The sequence below is a fragment of the Streptomyces sp. NPDC030820 genome (assembly GCF_055572075.1).
Genome location: NZ_JBVIEB010000015.1, coordinates 47,783 through 63,873, shown reverse-complemented (window position 1 = coordinate 63,873; position 16,091 = coordinate 47,783). Strand labels below are relative to the sequence as shown.

Sequence of the window (16,091 nt, the reverse complement as noted above, 5' to 3'; positions counted from 1 at the left end):
TGGCCTGCCCGAAGCGGGAGCGGTCCCGTACGGTTGACGACATGACTGGCTTCGGTGGCACCGCATCTCCCGGGATGGTCGACTGGAACCTCGCGGTGGCGACCGCGACGCGGCTCGTACGGCCGGGCCCCGACGTCAGCCGCGACGAGGCACGCGCCGTCGTCGCGGAGCTGCGCCGGCACGCCAAAGCCTCGGAGGAACACGTCCGGGGCTTCACTCGTATGGGCATCGACGAGATCCACGACACCCCCGTCCTGGTGGTCGACCGCCCCGGCTGGGTCCGCGCCAACGTCGCGGGTTTCCGGGAGATCCTCAGGCCGCTGCTGGAGAAGATGCAGGAACGGCGCGCCGGCAGCCCCGGCGGCGCGGTCCTCGGCACCGTCGGCGGCAAGGTGACCGGTGTGGAACTCGGCATGCTGCTCTCGTTCCTGTCCTCCCGCGTCCTCGGCCAGTACGAGACGTTCGCCCCGGCCACCCGAGAGCTCCCGGCCGGTGAGAACGGCGGCGGTCGCCTCCTCCTCGTCGCGCCCAACATCGTCCACGTCGAGCGCGAACTCGACGTCCAGCCGCACGACTTCCGCCTGTGGGTGTGCCTGCACGAGGAGACCCACCGCACCCAGTTCACGGCCGTGCCCTGGCTGCGCGACCACCTGGAGGGCGAAATCCAGTCGTTCTTGGCGGAGACCGACGTCGACCCGATGACTTTCCTGGAGCGCGTCAGGGAAGCCGCCCAGTCCCTCGCCGGAGGCCGCCCCGAGGGCGAGGAGGAGGACGGCGGCCGCTCCTTCGTGGAGCTGGTGCAGACGCCCGCCCAGCGCGAGATCCTCGCCCGCCTCACCGCCGTCATGTCCCTGCTGGAGGGCCACGCCGACTACGTCATGGACGGCGTCGGCCCCAGCGTCGTACCGACCGTGGCGGAGATCCGCGAGAAGTTCCAGCAGCGCCGCGCCAAGGGGGCCTCCCGCCTCGACCTCGCCCTGCGCAAGCTGCTCGGTCTGGATGCCAAACTCAGGCAGTACCGGGACGGCGAGCGGTTCGTCCGGGCCGTGGTCGAGCAGGTCGGCATCGACGGCTTCAACCGCGTGTGGACCTCGCCCAACACCCTGCCCACCAAGGCGGAGATCGCCAAACCGGCGGACTGGGTCGCGCGGGTGCACCGCAAGGCCGAGTCGTGAACGGCATGGACACGTCGTGAATCGAATCCGGCCGACGGCAGGCGAACGCCCCTCCAATCACCCGTCCGAGGGACCGTGAGCCATGCGTAGGCGTGCAATGCTCGGGGAACCGCCCGCTTCTGTCACCATCTATACACTCTGAGTGACCGGCTCGGGCTCACCCCCCGAAAACTTCATGAAGGGAACCGGACATGGGTCCCCATCCTGCGGTCGCGGCGATACGCCTGGCGGTCCGCCGCGTCCTCCACGACATCCTCAACAACCACCACACCTCCGGCGGCCCCGGCCCGCAGGCCTCCGGCGCGCACCCGGACCGGACGGCCGAGCGGCTTCCCTCCCCGCTCGTGCTCGTCGCCTGCTCCGGCGGCGCCGACTCCATGGCCCTCGCCTCCGCCCTCGCCTTCGAAGCGCCCAAGCTCGGCGTCCGCGCCGGAGGCGTCACCGTCGACCACGGCCTCCAGCCCGGCTCCGACCTCCGCGCCGACGAGGTCGCCCTGCGCCTGCGCGAACTCGGCCTCGACCCGGTCGAGTCCGTCGCCGTGACCGTCGGCCGCGACGGCGGTCCCGAAGCCGCCGCCCGCGACGCCCGCTACGCCGCCCTCGACGCCGTCGCCGAACGCCACCGCGCCGCCGCGGTCCTGCTCGGCCACACCCGCGACGACCAGGCCGAAACCGTCCTGCTCGGCCTCGCCCGCGGCTCCGGTATCCGCTCCCTGTCCGGCATGGCCGCGGTCTCGGGGGCCGGCGGCCGTTACCGGCGCCCCTTCCTGGGACTGGACCGGCAGACCGCCCGCAAGGCCTGCATGGTCCAGTCCCTCCCCGTCTGGGACGATCCTCACAACGCCGACCCCGCCTACACCCGCGCCCGGCTCCGGCACGAGGGCCTGCCCGCCCTGGAGAAGGCCCTCGGCAAAGGCGTCGTGGAGGCGCTCGCCCGCACCGCCCAGCTCTCCCGCGACGACGCCGACGCCCTCGACGCCTGGGCCAGCCAGGCCGAGTCCTCCGTACGCGACGCCACAGGCCTGCTGGAGTGCGCCAAGCTCTACGCGCTCCCGCCCGCCGTACGCCGCCGCATCCTGCGCCGTGCCGCCATCGAGGCCGGCGCCCCGGCCGGTTCGCTGTTCGCCCGTCACATCGAGGAAGTCGACCGTCTGATCACCGGCTGGCGCGGCCAGGGAGCCATCAATCTCCCGGGCAAAGTCGTCGCCCAGCGGCAGGGTGGCAGACTGGTGATTCGGCAAGGCTGAATCCCGACCCCGCGGAGCGACCCTCCGGCGGCCGGTGCGGGCAGCCGGTGGCCGTGGATGCGGCCGTAAGTGCGGGACGACCGAAAGTGATGCGGGTGGACGCGAAAGACATGGGTGCCGACCTCCAGCAGGTGCTCATCACCAAGGAAGAGATCGACGCGAAGCTGGCCGAGCTGGCCGCGAAGATCGACGCGGAGTACGCGGGCAAGGACCTGCTCATCGTCGGCGTCCTCAAGGGCGCCGTGATGGTCATGGCGGACCTCGCCCGGGCGCTGTCCACCCCCGTCACCATGGACTGGATGGCCGTGTCCTCCTACGGCGCGGGCACCCAGTCCTCCGGTGTCGTGCGGATCCTCAAGGACCTCGACACCGACATCAAGGGCAAGCACGTCCTGATCGTCGAGGACATCATCGACTCCGGCCTGACCCTGTCCTGGCTGATCAACAACCTCGGTTCCCGCGAGCCCGCCTCCCTGAAGGTGTGCACGCTGCTGCGCAAGCCGGACGCCGCCAAGGTCGCCATCGACGTCGAGTGGGTCGGCTTCGACATCCCGAACGAGTTCGTCGTCGGCTACGGCCTCGACTACGCCGAGAAGTACCGGAACCTGCCGTTCGTCGGTACGCTCGCGCCCCACGTCTACGGCGGCTGAGCCGTACCGGGTGATATGAGCCACTCGGCTCAAGCCTTGTAGGACGATCGGGAACCCCGGCGGGTTCCAGGCCGTTGAAGCATGCAGAGACGGGCTCCCCGGCCGTCCGAAGCGGACTTCGTGCGGCTTCGGACCACCACGCTGGGGTACCGTCAGAAGAACTGTCTTATCAAACTCACTATGGCAGGAGGGACGGGGCGGCACCGCTCCGTATGGATGGACGTGAAGCGATACTTCCGTGGGCCGGTCATGTGGATCGTGCTGGCCGTCCTTGCCGTGGTCGTTTTGATGCAGGTCGTCGGCTCGTCCGGCGGCTACAAGACGGTGGACACCGGCCAGGTCGTGGCGGCGATCAATGACAACAGGGTCCAGTCGGCCAAGCTGACCACCGGCGACGAGCAGACCATCAAGGTCACTCTCAAGGACGGCCAGAAGATCGACGGCAGCTCGAAGATCCAGGCGAGCTACATCGATCGTCAGGGCGAGACCGTCGCCGGCATCCTGCAGACCAAGTACCAGGACAAGCAGATCCCGGACGGCTACACGGTCTCGCCGTCCAAGCAGAACCCGTTCGTCGGCGTCCTGCTCTCCCTGCTGCCCTTCGTCCTCATCGTCGTCGTCTTCCTGTTTCTGATGAACCAGATGCAGGGCGGCGGCTCCCGGGTGATGAACTTCGGCAAGTCCAAGGCCAAGCTCATCACCAAGGACACCCCGAAGACGACCTTCGCCGATGTCGCCGGCTGCGACGAGGCCGTCGAGGAGCTCCACGAGATCAAGGAGTTCCTCCAGGAGCCGGCCAAGTTCCAGGCCGTCGGCGCCAAGATCCCCAAGGGTGTGCTGCTCTACGGCCGCCCGGGTACCGGTAAGACGCTCCTCGCCCGCGCCGTGGCCGGCGAGGCAGGCGTGCCCTTCTACTCGATCTCCGGCTCCGACTTCGTCGAGATGTTCGTCGGTGTCGGTGCCTCCCGAGTCCGTGACCTGTTCGAGCAGGCCAAGGCGAACGCCCCGGCGATCGTCTTCGTCGACGAGATCGACGCGGTCGGCCGCCACCGCGGCGCCGGCCTCGGCGGTGGTCACGACGAGCGCGAGCAGACCCTGAACCAGCTGCTCGTCGAGATGGACGGCTTCGACGTCAAGGGCGGCGTGATCCTCATCGCCGCCACGAACCGCCCCGACATCCTCGACCCGGCACTGCTCCGCCCCGGCCGCTTCGACCGCCAGATCGCGGTCGATCCGCCGGACCTGCAGGGCCGTCTGGAGATCCTCAAGGTCCACCAGAAGGGCAAGCCGGTCGCGCCCGACGTCGACCTGTCCGCCGTCGCCCGCCGCACCCCCGGCATGACGGGCGCCGACCTCGCGAACGTGCTGAACGAGGCCGCGCTGCTCACCGCCCGGGGCGACCAGAAGCTGATCGACAACAGGGCGCTGGACGAGGCGATCGACCGTGTGGTCGCGGGCCCGCAGAAGCGGACCCGGATCATGTCGGACAAGGAGAAGAAGATCACCGCGTACCACGAGGGCGGTCACGCCCTGGTCGCGGCGGCCTCGCCGAACTCCGACCCGGTCCACAAGATCACGATCCTGTCCCGCGGCCGCGCCCTCGGCTACACGATGGTCCTGCCCGACGAGGACAAGTACTCGACCACGCGCAACGAGATGCTCGACCAGCTGGCCTACATGCTGGGCGGCCGCGCCGCCGAGGAACTGGTCTTCCACGACCCGACCACCGGCGCCGCGAACGACATCGAGAAGGCCACCAACCTGGCCCGCGCGATGGTCACCCAGTACGGCATGACCGAGCGGCTCGGCGCCATCAAGTTCGGCGGCGACAACAGCGAGCCCTTCCTCGGACGTGAGATGGCTCACCAGCGCGACTACTCGGAAGAGGTCGCCGCGCTGGTCGACGAAGAGGTCAAGAAGCTCATCGAGACGGCGCACAACGAGGCCTGGGAGATCCTGGTCGAGAACCGCGACGTGCTCGACCAGCTCGTCCTTCATCTGCTGGAGAAGGAGACCCTGGGCAAGGAGGAGATCGCCGAGATCTTCGCCCCGATCGTCAAGCGCCCGCCGCGGCCCGCCTGGACCGGCTCCTCCCGCCGCACCCCGTCCACCCGCCCGCCGGTGCTCTCCCCGAAGGAGCTGGCACTGACGAACGGCGCGAACGGCGCCACGGCCGCGATCAGCACGGTCAAGTCCACCGCCGCGGAATCCACCCCGGCGACGGACAAGACCCCGGAGGACCGCCGGGAGAGCTGACCTGTTTCGGCCAACGTGGCCGGAATGAATGCCGCGCCCCTCAGGTTTTAGCCTGGGGGCGCGGCATTTCCGTATGCCCGCGGGCAAGACGTAAAGGAACGAGGCACCACATGACCGACCCCGTGACGCTGGCCGGCGAAGGCCTGATCGGCGAGTTCGACGAGAAGCGCGCCGAGAACGCCATTCGCGAACTTCTGATCGCGGTCGGGGAGGATCCCGATCGGGAGGGCCTCAGGGAAACCCCGGCTCGGGTGGCGCGGGCCTATCGGGAACTTCTGGCGGGGCTGTGGCAGGAGCCTGAGGATGTTCTGACGACGACGTTCGATCTGGGGCACGACGAGATGGTCCTGGTGAAGGACATTGAGATCGTCAGTCTCTGCGAGCACCATCTCCTGCCATTTCATGGCGTAGCTCACGTTGGTTACATTCCGGCGGAAACGGGCAAGATTACTGGCCTGTCGAAGCTGGCGCGTTTGGTGGAGGTCTTCGCTCGCCGCCCGCAGGTGCAGGAGCGACTCACCACTCAGATCGCGGACTCCCTCGTACGCATCCTCGAGGCGCGTGGTGCCATCGTCGTCATCGAGGCGGAGCACATGTGCATGTCCGTACGGGGCATCCGCAAGCCCGGCGCCAAGACCACCACGTCGGCGGTCCGCGGCCAGCTCCGCGACGCTACGACCCGCGCCGAGGCGATGAGCCTGATACTGGCGAACTGACCGTCACGCCGCCGGTTCCGCTCCCGGGGGGTTCTGGTCCTCGTCCTCCGGGAGTTTGCACACCCGCTCCAGGAACAGGGCCGCCGCTATGACACCGATGCCGGCCAGGACCGAGAAGCCGGCGTAGACGGCCTGGTCGCGGCGGGCGGGGATGTCCAGCAGCTCCAGCAGGAAGACGCCCGTGCCGCCGTACATGCCGGCCACGAGGGCTGCGACCAGGGCGCTGGCCTGGCCGAAGACCACCGCGCGGGCGGCCATCAGCGGGTCGACGCCCTTCGCGCCGGGGCGGCGCTCGCGCTGGGCCTTGAGGCGGGCGCGCAGCGAGAGAGCCGTCGAGAGCAGGACCACCGCGATCAGGGCGAGCACGATGGGGGCGGCCAGGGGGACGCTGGGCAGGGTCCCGATCGAGTTCCAGAGGCGGGCGCCCGCCCAGGACAGGATCCCGGCCACGACGAACACGCCCGCCAGCACCCTGATGCGCAGCTCTCTCACGGTGTCCCTTCAGCTCCCCCGGACCGGTCCGGACTGCGGTCGGCTCGACCTTGTCGTTCGAGTCGTCTTGACCTTAACGACTATTCGGGCAGTCGGAGTTCCAGGTCCGCGCGGGGCTCGACGCCCGCACGGGTGACGGCCGACAGCAGTTCGGCCACCGCGCCGCGGCCGGGCAGCTGGGCCTGGGGGTCCACGTCGTGCCAGGGGGCGAGCACGAAGGCGCGCTCGTGGGCGCGCGGGTGGGGCAGGGTGAGCTGGGGATCGTCGGAGGTGACGTCGGCGTAGGCGACGATGTCGACGTCCAGGGTGCGCGGCCCCCAGTGCTCGTCGCGGACGCGTTTGTACGCCTCCTCGATGGCGTGCGCCCGCTCCAGGAGGGAGGACGGGGGCAGGGTGGTCTTGAGGACCACGACCGCGTTGAAGTACGACGGCTGGCTGCCCGGCTCCACGCCCCAGGGCTCGGTCTCGTACACCGGGGAGACGGCCTTCACACGGATGCCGGGGGTGTCCTCCAGCGCGTCGACGGCGCCCTGGAGGGTCTCCAGGCGGTTGCCGAGGTTGGAGCCGATGGAGATGACGGCCCATTTCGGGTTCTGGAGGGTCGTGTCGGCGGCGTCCACCTTCTCGACGACCGAGGCGGGCACCGGCTGGACGGTCGGGTCGCTGTGACCCTGCAGGAAAGGTCGGGTCATACTCGGCTCCGGGTGATGGTGACGGTCACGTCGTCGAAGGGGACGGTGATCGGTGCGTCCGGCTTGTGGACGCAGACCTCGACTTCCTGTACCCCTTCGTGCTTCAGGCAGGTCCGGGCGATCCGCTCGGCGAGGGTCTCGATGAGGTTCACCGGCTCACCCTCGACCACGGCCACGACCTCCTCGGCCACGATGCCGTAGTGGACGGTCTTCGCCAGGTCGTCGTCAGCCGCCGCCGGCCGGGTGTCCAGCCCCAGGACGAGGTCCACGACGAAGGTCTGGCCCTCCTCGCGCTCCTTGGGGAACACGCCGTGGTGCCCGCGGGCCCTGAGGCCGCGCAGCGCGACACGATCCACGCGAATCACTCCTGCAATCGTCGGGAAGGACCGGTCCGTACCACGTGCGGGCGGCACGCCGTCCTCAGACGAATCTACCTGCGGGCACTGACAAAGCCGGGCCGCGGGGCGCGGGCCGGGGCCGGGACCACGAGGGTTCATCCCGCGTTTCCCCAGGGAAACCCGGCCGTGTCATGGGCTGGTAGCGGCTCCTACCCCGGGGTAGGTGATTCCAACCACTTCTCGGCCCCATGGAGCGTCTACCCGCTCAGGCGAGGGGTTCGTCGTCCGGGTTCACGCCGTTGGCGCCGGGCTCCTCGTCGTCGGCGCTCTCCGCCAGGACGGGGGAGGCGTGGTGCGACCAGAGTTTCCAGCCGGAGGGTGTGCGCCGGAAGACGTTCGTGGCGACGACGAGCTGGCCGACGAGCGGTCCCAGTTCCGCGCCGTCCTCGGGGGCGGGGCCGCCGCTGAGGATGTTCTCGGTGCAGGTGACGAGCGCGGTGTCGCCGGTGACGGAGACGTGCACGTCGGTGAGGAAGAACTGGATGTAGTCGGTGTTGGCCATGATCAGGGCGTACGACCTGAGGACCTCGCCGCGGCCGGTGAGCACCGGCCAGCCGGGGTGGACGCAGGAGATCACGCCGGTGTCCGCCGGGTCGTGGTACTCCTCGTCCACGCCCAGCTCGGCCGGGGTGAGCCAGAGGGAGGACAGCAACTCGAAGTCGCCGCGTTCCATCGCCTCGTAGAAGGCGGTGTTGGCGGCCTCCACCTGTTCGACGTCGGTATGAGGGGCGCTCACCGGGCTCCTTCCGCCCCTTGCTCACCACTGGTACCGGGCGTGCGCCCACTGCCGCACGCCCCGGGCTCGCGCTCGGCGCTCGGCGTGTTCCCTGCTTCAAACGCCCTGCGCTCGCTTGGCGCGTCCGGCGCTGAGCCCGCCGTACGCGCCCTCTCCACGGCGCGCGCGACCCGTACCGCGTCCGCGGTGGCGCGTACCTCGTGTACGCGCACCGCCCACGCGCCGGAGTGCGCCGCGAGTGCGGAGACGGCGGCCGTGGCGGCGTCGCGCTCCCGGGCCGGCGGGGGCGCGCCCTCCGGGCCGGCGAGGACCCGGCCGAGGAACCGTTTGCGGGAGGCGGCCACGAGCAGGGGGTGGCCGAGGGCGCGCAGGCGGTCGAGGTGGGCGAGGAGGGCGAGATCGTGCTCGGCCTCCTTGGAGAAGCCGAGGCCGGGGTCGACGACGATGCGGTCGGGGGCGACGCCGCCGGCCAGCACGGCCTCCACGCGTGCGTGCAGTTCGTCCACGACTTCGGTGACGACGTCCTCGTAGGCGCCCTTGACGTTGCCGCCCTGGAGGAAGCCGCGCCAGTGCATGACGACGAACGGGGCGCCCGCGTCGGCGACCGCCGGGATCATCGCGGGATCGGCGAGGCCGCCGCTGACGTCGTTGACGAGTGCGGCGCCGGCCGCGAGGGACTGTGCGGCGACGGAGGCGCGCATGGTGTCGACGGAGACGACGACGCCTTCGGAGGCGAGGCCCCGGACGACCGGGATGACGCGCCTGAGTTCCTCGTCCTCGTCGACCCGGGTGGCGCCGGGGCGGGTGGACTCGCCGCCGACGTCCACCAGGTCCGCGCCCTCGGCGACGAGGTCCAGGCCGTGCTTGACGGCGGCGGTCGTGTCGAACCAGCGGCCGCCGTCGGAGAAGGAATCGGGGGTCACGTTGACGACGCCCATGACCGCACACCGGTCCCATACCGGAAGGCCGGCGACCTGGCCGCGCCCGCTGAGGTTGTTCATACGTTCAGCGTAGGCCCAGCAGGGCGCCGGGAACGCGCGGCGGCCCGGGCGGGAGCCCCCGTGCTGGAGGGGGTGGGGGCGCCCGCCCGGGCCCGTTTTCGGCCGCACCGTTCTGTCCTGCGGCTCTGTCGTCCCGCGGCGCTCAGGCCGCGCGGACGTCCCGTTCCGCCATGGCGTGCGCGCAGGGGCGCTCGGCGGCCGCCCTGCGCCGGCGCAGGAAGCGCGGGAGCGGCAGGGCGAGGTTGACGAAGCCCTCCGCCTGCATGGCGGCGAAGCCGATGCGGGGCAGGTCGGCGTTGTTCCGGTAGACCACGAAGCGGGGTTCCCAGCGCGGCTGGAACTTGGCGTTGAACTTGTACAGCGACTCGATCTGGAACCAGCGTGAGAGGAAGACCAGCAGCCCGCGCCAGGCGCGCAGCACCGGGCCGGCGCCGATCTTCTCGCCGCGCGCGAGGGCGGAGCGGAACATCGCGAAGTTCAGCGAGACCCGGGTGATGCCGAACTTCGGCGCGGCCTGGAGGGCGGCGACGATCAGCAGCTCGTTCATGCCGGGGTCGGCACTGCGGTCGCGGCGCATCAGGTCCAGCGAGGCGCCGTCCTCGCCCCAGGGCACGAAGTGCAGGATCGCCTTCAGGTCGCCGTACTCGCCGGGTACGTCGTCCTGCTTGTGGGCGGTGGCGATCAGGCAGTCGCCGTCGGCGGGGTCGCCGACGCGGCCGAGCGCCATGGAGAAGCCGCGTTCGGTGTCGGTGCCGCGCCAGTCCTCCGCCGCCCGGCGGATGCGCTCCAGTTCGGCGTCGCCGAGGTCACGGATGCGCCGCACCCGGGTTTCGTAGCCGGCTCGCTCGATGCGCTTGACCATTTGCCGTACGTTGCGCATCGCGCGTCCGGCGAGCGAGAAATCCGCGACGTCCACCACCGCCTCGTCGCCCAGTTCCAGCGCGTCCAGGCCGGTCTCCCGGGTCCACACCTCGCCGCCGGTCTCCGAGCAGCCCATGACGGCGGGCGTCCAGGAGTGCGCCTTGGCCTCGTCCATGAAGCGCTCGATGGCACCGGGCCAGGCCTCGACGTCGCCGATGGGGTCGCCGCTGGCGAGCATCACTCCGGAGACGACGCGGTAGGTGACCGCGGCCTTGCCGCTGGGGGAGAAGACGACCGCCTTGTCGCGGCGCAGCGCGAAGTGGCCGAGCGAGTCGCGCCTGCCGTGCTTCTCCAGCAGGGCGCGCAGCCGGGCCTCGTCCTCCTCGGTGAGGCGGGCGGCCGGGTGCTCGGGGCGGAAGGCCAGGTAGATGGTGGTGACGGCGGTGATCCAGCCGAGGGCGCCGAGGGAGAAGGCGACGGTCCAGGACGTGTTGCCCTGGTAGTCGACCGGGCCCTCGAAGCCGAACAGGCCGTAGACGACATGCGTCAGCCGATCGGCCAGGCTCGGGTCGCCGATCGTCCGGTGCGGGTGGACGCTGACGATGATGAGTCCGAGGACGAGAGAACTGGCGCTCATGAGGATGAAGTTCGCGAGCGCCCGCCACCTGCTGCGCGGGTCGGGCAGCGCCGCGAACTCGTCGCGGTGGACCAGCAGCGGCACGAGCAGCGCCACCGCGATGAGCATGCCGACGACCGAGTGCCGGTACGCGAACTCCGCTGCCGCGCCCGCCGGCAGCAGCGCGACCGCGGCCCGCCACGCCCGGCGCTTGCGCCGTTTGAGCCCGTGCGCGAGCAGCAGCAACAGCACGCCGGCGCTCAGCGAGAGCGCGGCCGCGAAGGGCCCGAACGAGCCCGGCAGCACCTCGGCGATGGCGTGCATACGGCTGTGACGAAAGCGCGGGAACACACCCGCAGCGATGTCCAGGACGCCCACGAGGGCGGCCGCCCTGCCGACGAGCACGGGGACGGCCTCGGGGCGCGGGCCGCGAAGTATGCGCCGCGCCCGGCTTGATCGGCTCGGAACCCCGCCCGACATTTCCCCATCTATCCTGACAGACATCGCATCCCGTAGTTCTGCGAGAGACCTTGAACCCGGGCCCGATCGGGCATCCGGCGACATTGCGCCCTCTAGGACGGTGTCTTGGGGAGAGAGGTTCACTCCCCACCGGAAAGTCGGGTCAAAGGCCAAGGAAAGCCCCGGGCAAACCCTCGCAACGAGCGTGGGTGGGCGCCGGGCGGAGAGCGCAGGCAGGAAACAGCCCATGGGTCTCACGAGCAACAAAGTGCTGATGCTGGCGATCGTCCTCGCCGGACTGCTGTTCGCCGGCACGGTGTGGCTGTGGCCGCGGCTGGCCCGGCGGAGCTGGCGGGCCGTCAGCGGCCGGGTCGGCCTGCTGCTCACCACCCAGTTGGCGCTGTTCGCCTCGGTGGGCCTCGCCGCCAACCAGGCCTTCGGCTTCTACGCCAGCTGGGCGGACCTGTTCGGCCAGGAGAACGGCCAGGGGGTGGTCGTCGACCATATAGCGGGCGGCGGCAGCAGTCCCGTCCAGGTGGTCTCCACGGCCCAGGTCATCGGTGCGAGCAGCACGCTGCCGCAGGTGTCCGGGCAGGTCCAGAAGGTCGACATCATCGGCCGTACGACACACATCGCCACGCCGGCGTTCGTGTATCTGCCTCCGGAGTACTTCAAGCCGCAGAACAGCACGCGCAAGTTCCCGGTGGCCGTCGTCCTCACGGGTTACCCCGGCACGGCCCAGGCGCTGGTGGACAAACTGCACTACCCCAGTACGGCGCAGCAGCTGGCCAAGCAGGGGAAGATGCAGCCGATGATCCTGGTGATGCTGCGGCCGACCGTGGCGCCGCCGCGGGACACCGAGTGCGTCGACGTTCCCGGTGGCCCGCAGACCGAGACCTTCTTCGCAAAAGACCTGCGCGACTCGGTGATGGCCCACTACCGGGTCGACAAGACGCCCGCCAGCTGGGGCATCGTCGGCGACTCGACCGGCGGTTACTGCGCGCTGAAGGTCGCCATGCACCACCCGGGTTCGTACGCGGCCGCCGCGGGCCTGTCGCCGTACTACAAGGCGCCGATCGACCCCACCACCGGGGACCTCTTCCACGGCGACAAGAACCTGCAGAATCGATCCAACCTCTTCTGGACGCTCAAGCATCTGACGGCGCCCGAGACATCGCTGCTCGTCACCAGCAGCAGGATCGGTGAGCACAACTACAAGGACACGCTCTCATTCATCAAGAGCGTGCAGGACACGAACGTGACCAGGATTTCGTCGATCATCCTTCCGAGCGGCGGCCACAACTTCAACACCTGGCGGCGGGAGATCCCCGCCACGCTCCGGTGGCTCAGCTCGCGGCTGGTCGCCCACTGAGCCCCCGCACCCTGATGCCCCGTGAAGCCGGTGATGTGGCCGGGTTTTTACGGGGCGGGGGTCCACGATTCGCCTACGCGCGGTAAGTTTCTGGCCATGCCACGTGGACGCCACCGCCATTCACCACCACTGCACCGGTTGCTGCCGCCGTCGGCGATCGCCGGTGTCTCCGTCGTCTGCGCGCTGGGTCCCTGGGTGTTCTCCGAGGCCATGGTGCTGCGCGCGCTGGCCGGGGCCGCTGCGGCCACGGCGGTCGTGGGCGCGTTCGTGATGCGCCGCTGGGACATCCACGCGGGCAAGCAGGTCGCCGACCTCACACGCGCGCGTGCCGGTGACGAGTGGCGGTACGAGGAGCGGGTCGCCGAACTGGAGACCGACCTGGAGGAGTCGCGCGAGCTGCGCACCAAGCTGGAGCAGCGGCTGCGCGCCAAGCGCGCGGAGCTGGCCGGCCTGCGCAACGAGCACGCGGCCCTGCTGCGCCGGTACGCGACCGCGGAGACCGAGCGCGCCAGCGCCCTTGAGGGACGTCGGCTGCTGGAGATCGAGGCGGCCGCGCCCTCGCCCGCGCTGCCGCCCGCGCGCCGCCCCGAACCGGACCCGGAGCCGACCGAGGCCAAGGCGGCCGAGGAGCCCGCGGAGGCTGCCGCCGAGGCCACAGAGACCGGGGCGGACTCCGGGGACGAGCCGACGGCGTACGCGGTGTTCTCGCCCAAGGGCGCGTGGCTCTACCAGCAGGCCCTGACGGCCCTGGCCCGGTTCGACGGCGAGGACCCGGGCGACTCCATGACGGACGCCGAGGCTTCCGTGGACACGGCCACGCGCGTGGCTTCCGACGAGGCGGCTTCCGGGGACACGAAGGCGAGGGCTCCCGAGGCGGGTGAGCCCGACGCCGGCGAGGCCAGGGCCGACGCGGGCGCTGTGCCGGCGGGCAAGGCCGATGTCCGCAAGGCCGACGCGGGCGGGGCGGACTCCGCCGCGCGGGCGGAAGACGCGGCGGAAGGCGTGCGGGACGACGCGGCGGAAGGCGTGCGGGACGGCGCCGGTGCCTCCGCGAGCGAGGCCGGTGCGCCGGCCGCCCAGGAGGACGAGGCGCAGGGGAAGCCCGTGGCGGCCGACGGGCACGCGCGTGCGGCCGCCGCCCCGATGGCACCGGCCGAGACCGCGGGGCCCGCGGGCCGGCCGCCCGCCGGGCACTTCACGGTGCCGACCGCGGTGGCTGTCGTACCGGCCGCGCCCGCGCGGCGCCCGGTGGTCGAGGGCGGTTTCGACTTCTTCGGCACCCAGAAGGACGCACCGAAGGCCGCACTGGACTCCGTGCAGAACGAGGATCTCGCCGACGTCGTCGGCCCGGAGGCCCTCGCCGTGCACAAGGCCGAGGCCGAGGCCGAGTTCAAGCACGCCGACGCACAGTCGGACGGCGCCGGCCAGGTCATCGACCTGACCGCGCACGACGAGACCGAGCAGATCGACGTCCAGCGGCTGCGCAGCGCGGCTTCCTGAGACCGCACCAGGTACCAGGCACCGGGCCCGGCTTCCCGCGAGGGGAGCCGGGCCTCATGTGCGTCCGGTCATCCAGCGGTCGGGGCGGGCGGCCCGGCGGCCCGTACGCGACCGCTCCGCCTGGGCGTGCAGCAGCCGCGCGGCCTCCTGGACGTCCCGCAGACCGGCCGTCACGGTCTTGTCGGCGCCAGTGTCCACGTGGACGTCGGCGAGCCGCCACAGACGCTGCCAGGGCCCCTGGCTCAGCCGCACGCTCTGCACCTTGGCGTGCGGGACGAGCGAGAGTCGGCGCCGCAGCAGACCGTGCCCGGTGGCGAACACCGCGCCGGTGACCGCGAGACGGTGGCCGCGCCACCACACCGGCACGCACCAGCGGGCCCGCCGCGGCGGCCGCGAAAGCTCCTGAGGCACCGTCACACCCGGCAGCACGCGCGCGACCACCGACTCGGCGATCGGGCGCGGAGCGACCGGTACCAGCACCGAGTTGGCGGACCCGGCCACGTCCAGTTCCACCCGCACCCAGCCGAGCCGCCGCCACAGCAGCGGCTCCACGATCCGCACGGTCTGCACCCGGCCCGGCGGGACCGTCTCGTGCGTACGGTCGAGCAGCCCGTGGTCGATGCGCAGCCCGTCCGGCGACTCGCTCACCTTCCAGTCGAACTCGCCGGCGAACCGCCCCGCGCTGCTCGCGCCGGCCGCGCCGAACAGCGGCAGGGCGGTCGCGAGGACCGTCCACAGGTTGTGGGTGGTCAGCCACAGCACGGTCGGTACGACGAGCGCGGCGCACAGCGAGCCCCAGGTGGCGCCCGTCAGTACCAGGGAGAGCGCCAGCGCGCGTGGGGGTACGCGCAGCAGCTCGTGTGCCGGCGCCTCGCCGACTTCGCGCGCCGTCTCGGGCGCGAAACCCGCCGCGCGCGCCAGAAGCTCCGCGCGCAGGGCGCGCGCCTCCGGCTCGCCGAGGAAGGCCAGCTCGTCCTTGTCGTCGGCGCCGACGACGTCGATCCGCAGCTTGGCGACGCCCGCCACGCGCGCGAGGAGGGGACGGGAGACGTCCACGGCCTGGATGCGCTCCAGCCGGATGTGCGCGGTGCGCCGGAACAGCAGGCCGGTACGGATGCGCAGTTCGGTGTCGGTGACCGCGTAGTGCGTGAACCACCAGGACAGAAAGCCGTAGAGGCCTGCCACCGGCACCAGCACCGCGAGCCCCAGCAGCAGCGCGGTGGTGGTCAGCCGCGCCAGCTGCGCCTGCGTCCCGTTCGGGTCGTGCACCGCCCAACCGGCGACTACGGCGACCGGCGCCCACGCCCGGCGGAACGGTGTGACGGGGTGCAGCCGGCGCTCGGTCACCGGCGTGGTCGCCGGTATCTCGCCGTCGTGGTCCGAGGACGCCTCCCCGTCGTGGTCCGGGGTCGTCACAGGCCCGCCGATCGGGCCTCGCCCAGCTCGGTGAGCCGGTCGCGCAGCCGCTCCGCCTCGGCCGGGTCCAGACCGGGGATGGTGGCGTCGGTCGCGGCGGCCGCCGTGTGCAGCTGCACGGTCGCCAGCCCGAAGCGCCGCTCGACGGGCCCGGAGGTGACCTCCACCAGCTGCATCCGCCCGTACGGCACCACCGTCTCCTCGCGCCACAGGACACCGCGGCTGATCAGCAGGTCGTCCGCGCGCTCGGTGTACCGCCACGAGCGCCAGTTGCGCCCCACCAGCCGCCAGCACCACGCGGCGCAGGCCACGGGCACCAGGGCGAAGGCGGCCCACGCGGGCCCCACGAGCAGGCCCGGCAGCAGCCCGGTGACGACCGTGAGCACCGCCGTCCACACCACCACGAGCAGCCGGCGCACCCGCATCAGAGCGGGCTGCAGCCCCCGCCACTCCAGCTCGGCCCCCGGTGTCCCGGTCTCCTCCGGGCTCCCCGTCTCCATGGGG

At 71.4% G+C, this 16,091-nt stretch carries 15 protein-coding genes; 7 read left to right on the top strand and 8 right to left on the bottom strand.

Annotated features, from left to right (window positions below):
- The first annotated feature begins 41 nt into the window (after window positions 1-41).
- The 5 genes from ACZ418_RS34005 to folE all read left to right on the top strand — a co-directional run bounded on the left by ACZ418_RS34005 (window position 42) and on the right by folE (window position 6,044).
- Window positions 42-1,175, top strand: coding sequence for a zinc-dependent metalloprotease (locus tag ACZ418_RS34005; RefSeq protein ID WP_468370860.1), 1,134 nt, complete (start codon window positions 42-44; stop codon window positions 1,173-1,175).
- Between the two features lie 191 nt (window positions 1,176-1,366).
- Entirely contained in the window at window positions 1,367-2,422 is a 1,056-nt protein-coding gene (tilS, locus tag ACZ418_RS34000) for a tRNA lysidine(34) synthetase TilS (RefSeq protein ID WP_468370858.1), read from the top strand.
- A gap of 89 nt (window positions 2,423-2,511) precedes the next feature.
- Complete coding sequence (hpt, locus tag ACZ418_RS33995; RefSeq protein WP_031165039.1) at window positions 2,512-3,072, top strand: hypoxanthine phosphoribosyltransferase; 561 nt, start codon at window positions 2,512-2,514, stop codon at window positions 3,070-3,072.
- A gap of 216 nt (window positions 3,073-3,288) precedes the next feature.
- Window positions 3,289-5,328 (top strand): ATP-dependent zinc metalloprotease FtsH, encoded by a 2,040-nt coding sequence (ftsH, locus tag ACZ418_RS33990; protein WP_468370856.1) that lies wholly within the window; start codon window positions 3,289-3,291, stop codon window positions 5,326-5,328.
- Between the two features lie 110 nt (window positions 5,329-5,438).
- Window positions 5,439-6,044, top strand: a complete 606-nt coding sequence (gene folE, locus ACZ418_RS33985) for a GTP cyclohydrolase I FolE (protein ID WP_468370854.1) — start codon at window positions 5,439-5,441, stop codon at window positions 6,042-6,044.
- Window positions 6,045-6,047: 3 nt separating this feature from the next.
- Here folE and ACZ418_RS33980 read toward each other — a convergent pair whose 3' ends face one another.
- The 6 genes from ACZ418_RS33980 to ACZ418_RS33955 form a co-directional block, all read right to left on the bottom strand.
- Window positions 6,048-6,536 (bottom strand): DUF3180 domain-containing protein, encoded by a 489-nt coding sequence (locus tag ACZ418_RS33980; RefSeq protein WP_388636111.1) that lies wholly within the window; start codon window positions 6,534-6,536, stop codon window positions 6,048-6,050.
- Between the two features lie 80 nt (window positions 6,537-6,616).
- Entirely contained in the window at window positions 6,617-7,228 is a 612-nt protein-coding gene (gene folK / locus ACZ418_RS33975; protein ID WP_468370851.1) for a 2-amino-4-hydroxy-6-hydroxymethyldihydropteridine diphosphokinase, read from the bottom strand.
- Window positions 7,225-7,584: a dihydroneopterin aldolase gene (gene folB, locus ACZ418_RS33970; RefSeq protein ID WP_468370849.1), complete on the bottom strand. Its 360-nt coding sequence runs from the start codon at window positions 7,582-7,584 to the stop codon at window positions 7,225-7,227. Before folB ends, folK begins: the two co-directional genes overlap by 4 nt.
- 247 nt (window positions 7,585-7,831) lie before the next feature.
- Window positions 7,832-8,362, bottom strand: a complete 531-nt coding sequence (locus ACZ418_RS33965; RefSeq protein WP_468370847.1) for a nuclear transport factor 2 family protein — start codon at window positions 8,360-8,362, stop codon at window positions 7,832-7,834.
- Window positions 8,359-9,363, bottom strand: a complete 1,005-nt coding sequence (folP, locus tag ACZ418_RS33960; RefSeq protein ID WP_468370845.1) for a dihydropteroate synthase — start codon at window positions 9,361-9,363, stop codon at window positions 8,359-8,361. Before folP ends, ACZ418_RS33965 begins: the two co-directional genes overlap by 4 nt.
- A gap of 142 nt (window positions 9,364-9,505) precedes the next feature.
- Complete coding sequence (locus ACZ418_RS33955) at window positions 9,506-11,320, bottom strand: phosphatidylglycerol lysyltransferase domain-containing protein (protein ID WP_468370843.1); 1,815 nt, start codon at window positions 11,318-11,320, stop codon at window positions 9,506-9,508.
- Window positions 11,321-11,546: 226 nt separating this feature from the next.
- Here ACZ418_RS33955 and ACZ418_RS33950 point away from each other — a divergent pair, with 226 nt between their 5' ends.
- On the top strand, window positions 11,547-12,671 hold the full coding sequence (locus ACZ418_RS33950; RefSeq protein WP_468370841.1) for an alpha/beta hydrolase: 1,125 nt from the start codon (window positions 11,547-11,549) through the stop codon (window positions 12,669-12,671).
- A gap of 96 nt (window positions 12,672-12,767) precedes the next feature.
- Window positions 12,768-14,171, top strand: coding sequence for a hypothetical protein (locus ACZ418_RS33945; RefSeq protein ID WP_468370839.1), 1,404 nt, complete (start codon window positions 12,768-12,770; stop codon window positions 14,169-14,171).
- Between the two features lie 54 nt (window positions 14,172-14,225).
- On the opposite strand, the gene ACZ418_RS33940 is transcribed toward ACZ418_RS33945, so the two are convergent.
- Window positions 14,226-15,587: a PH domain-containing protein gene (locus ACZ418_RS33940; protein WP_468370837.1), complete on the bottom strand. Its 1,362-nt coding sequence runs from the start codon at window positions 15,585-15,587 to the stop codon at window positions 14,226-14,228.
- Window positions 15,584-16,087 carry a PH domain-containing protein gene (locus ACZ418_RS33935; RefSeq protein WP_468370835.1) on the bottom strand — a complete coding sequence of 168 codons (504 nt, stop codon included), beginning with the start codon at window positions 16,085-16,087 and terminating at the stop codon, window positions 15,584-15,586. Before ACZ418_RS33935 ends, ACZ418_RS33940 begins: the two co-directional genes overlap by 4 nt.
- Window positions 16,088-16,091: the final 4 nt, after the last annotated feature.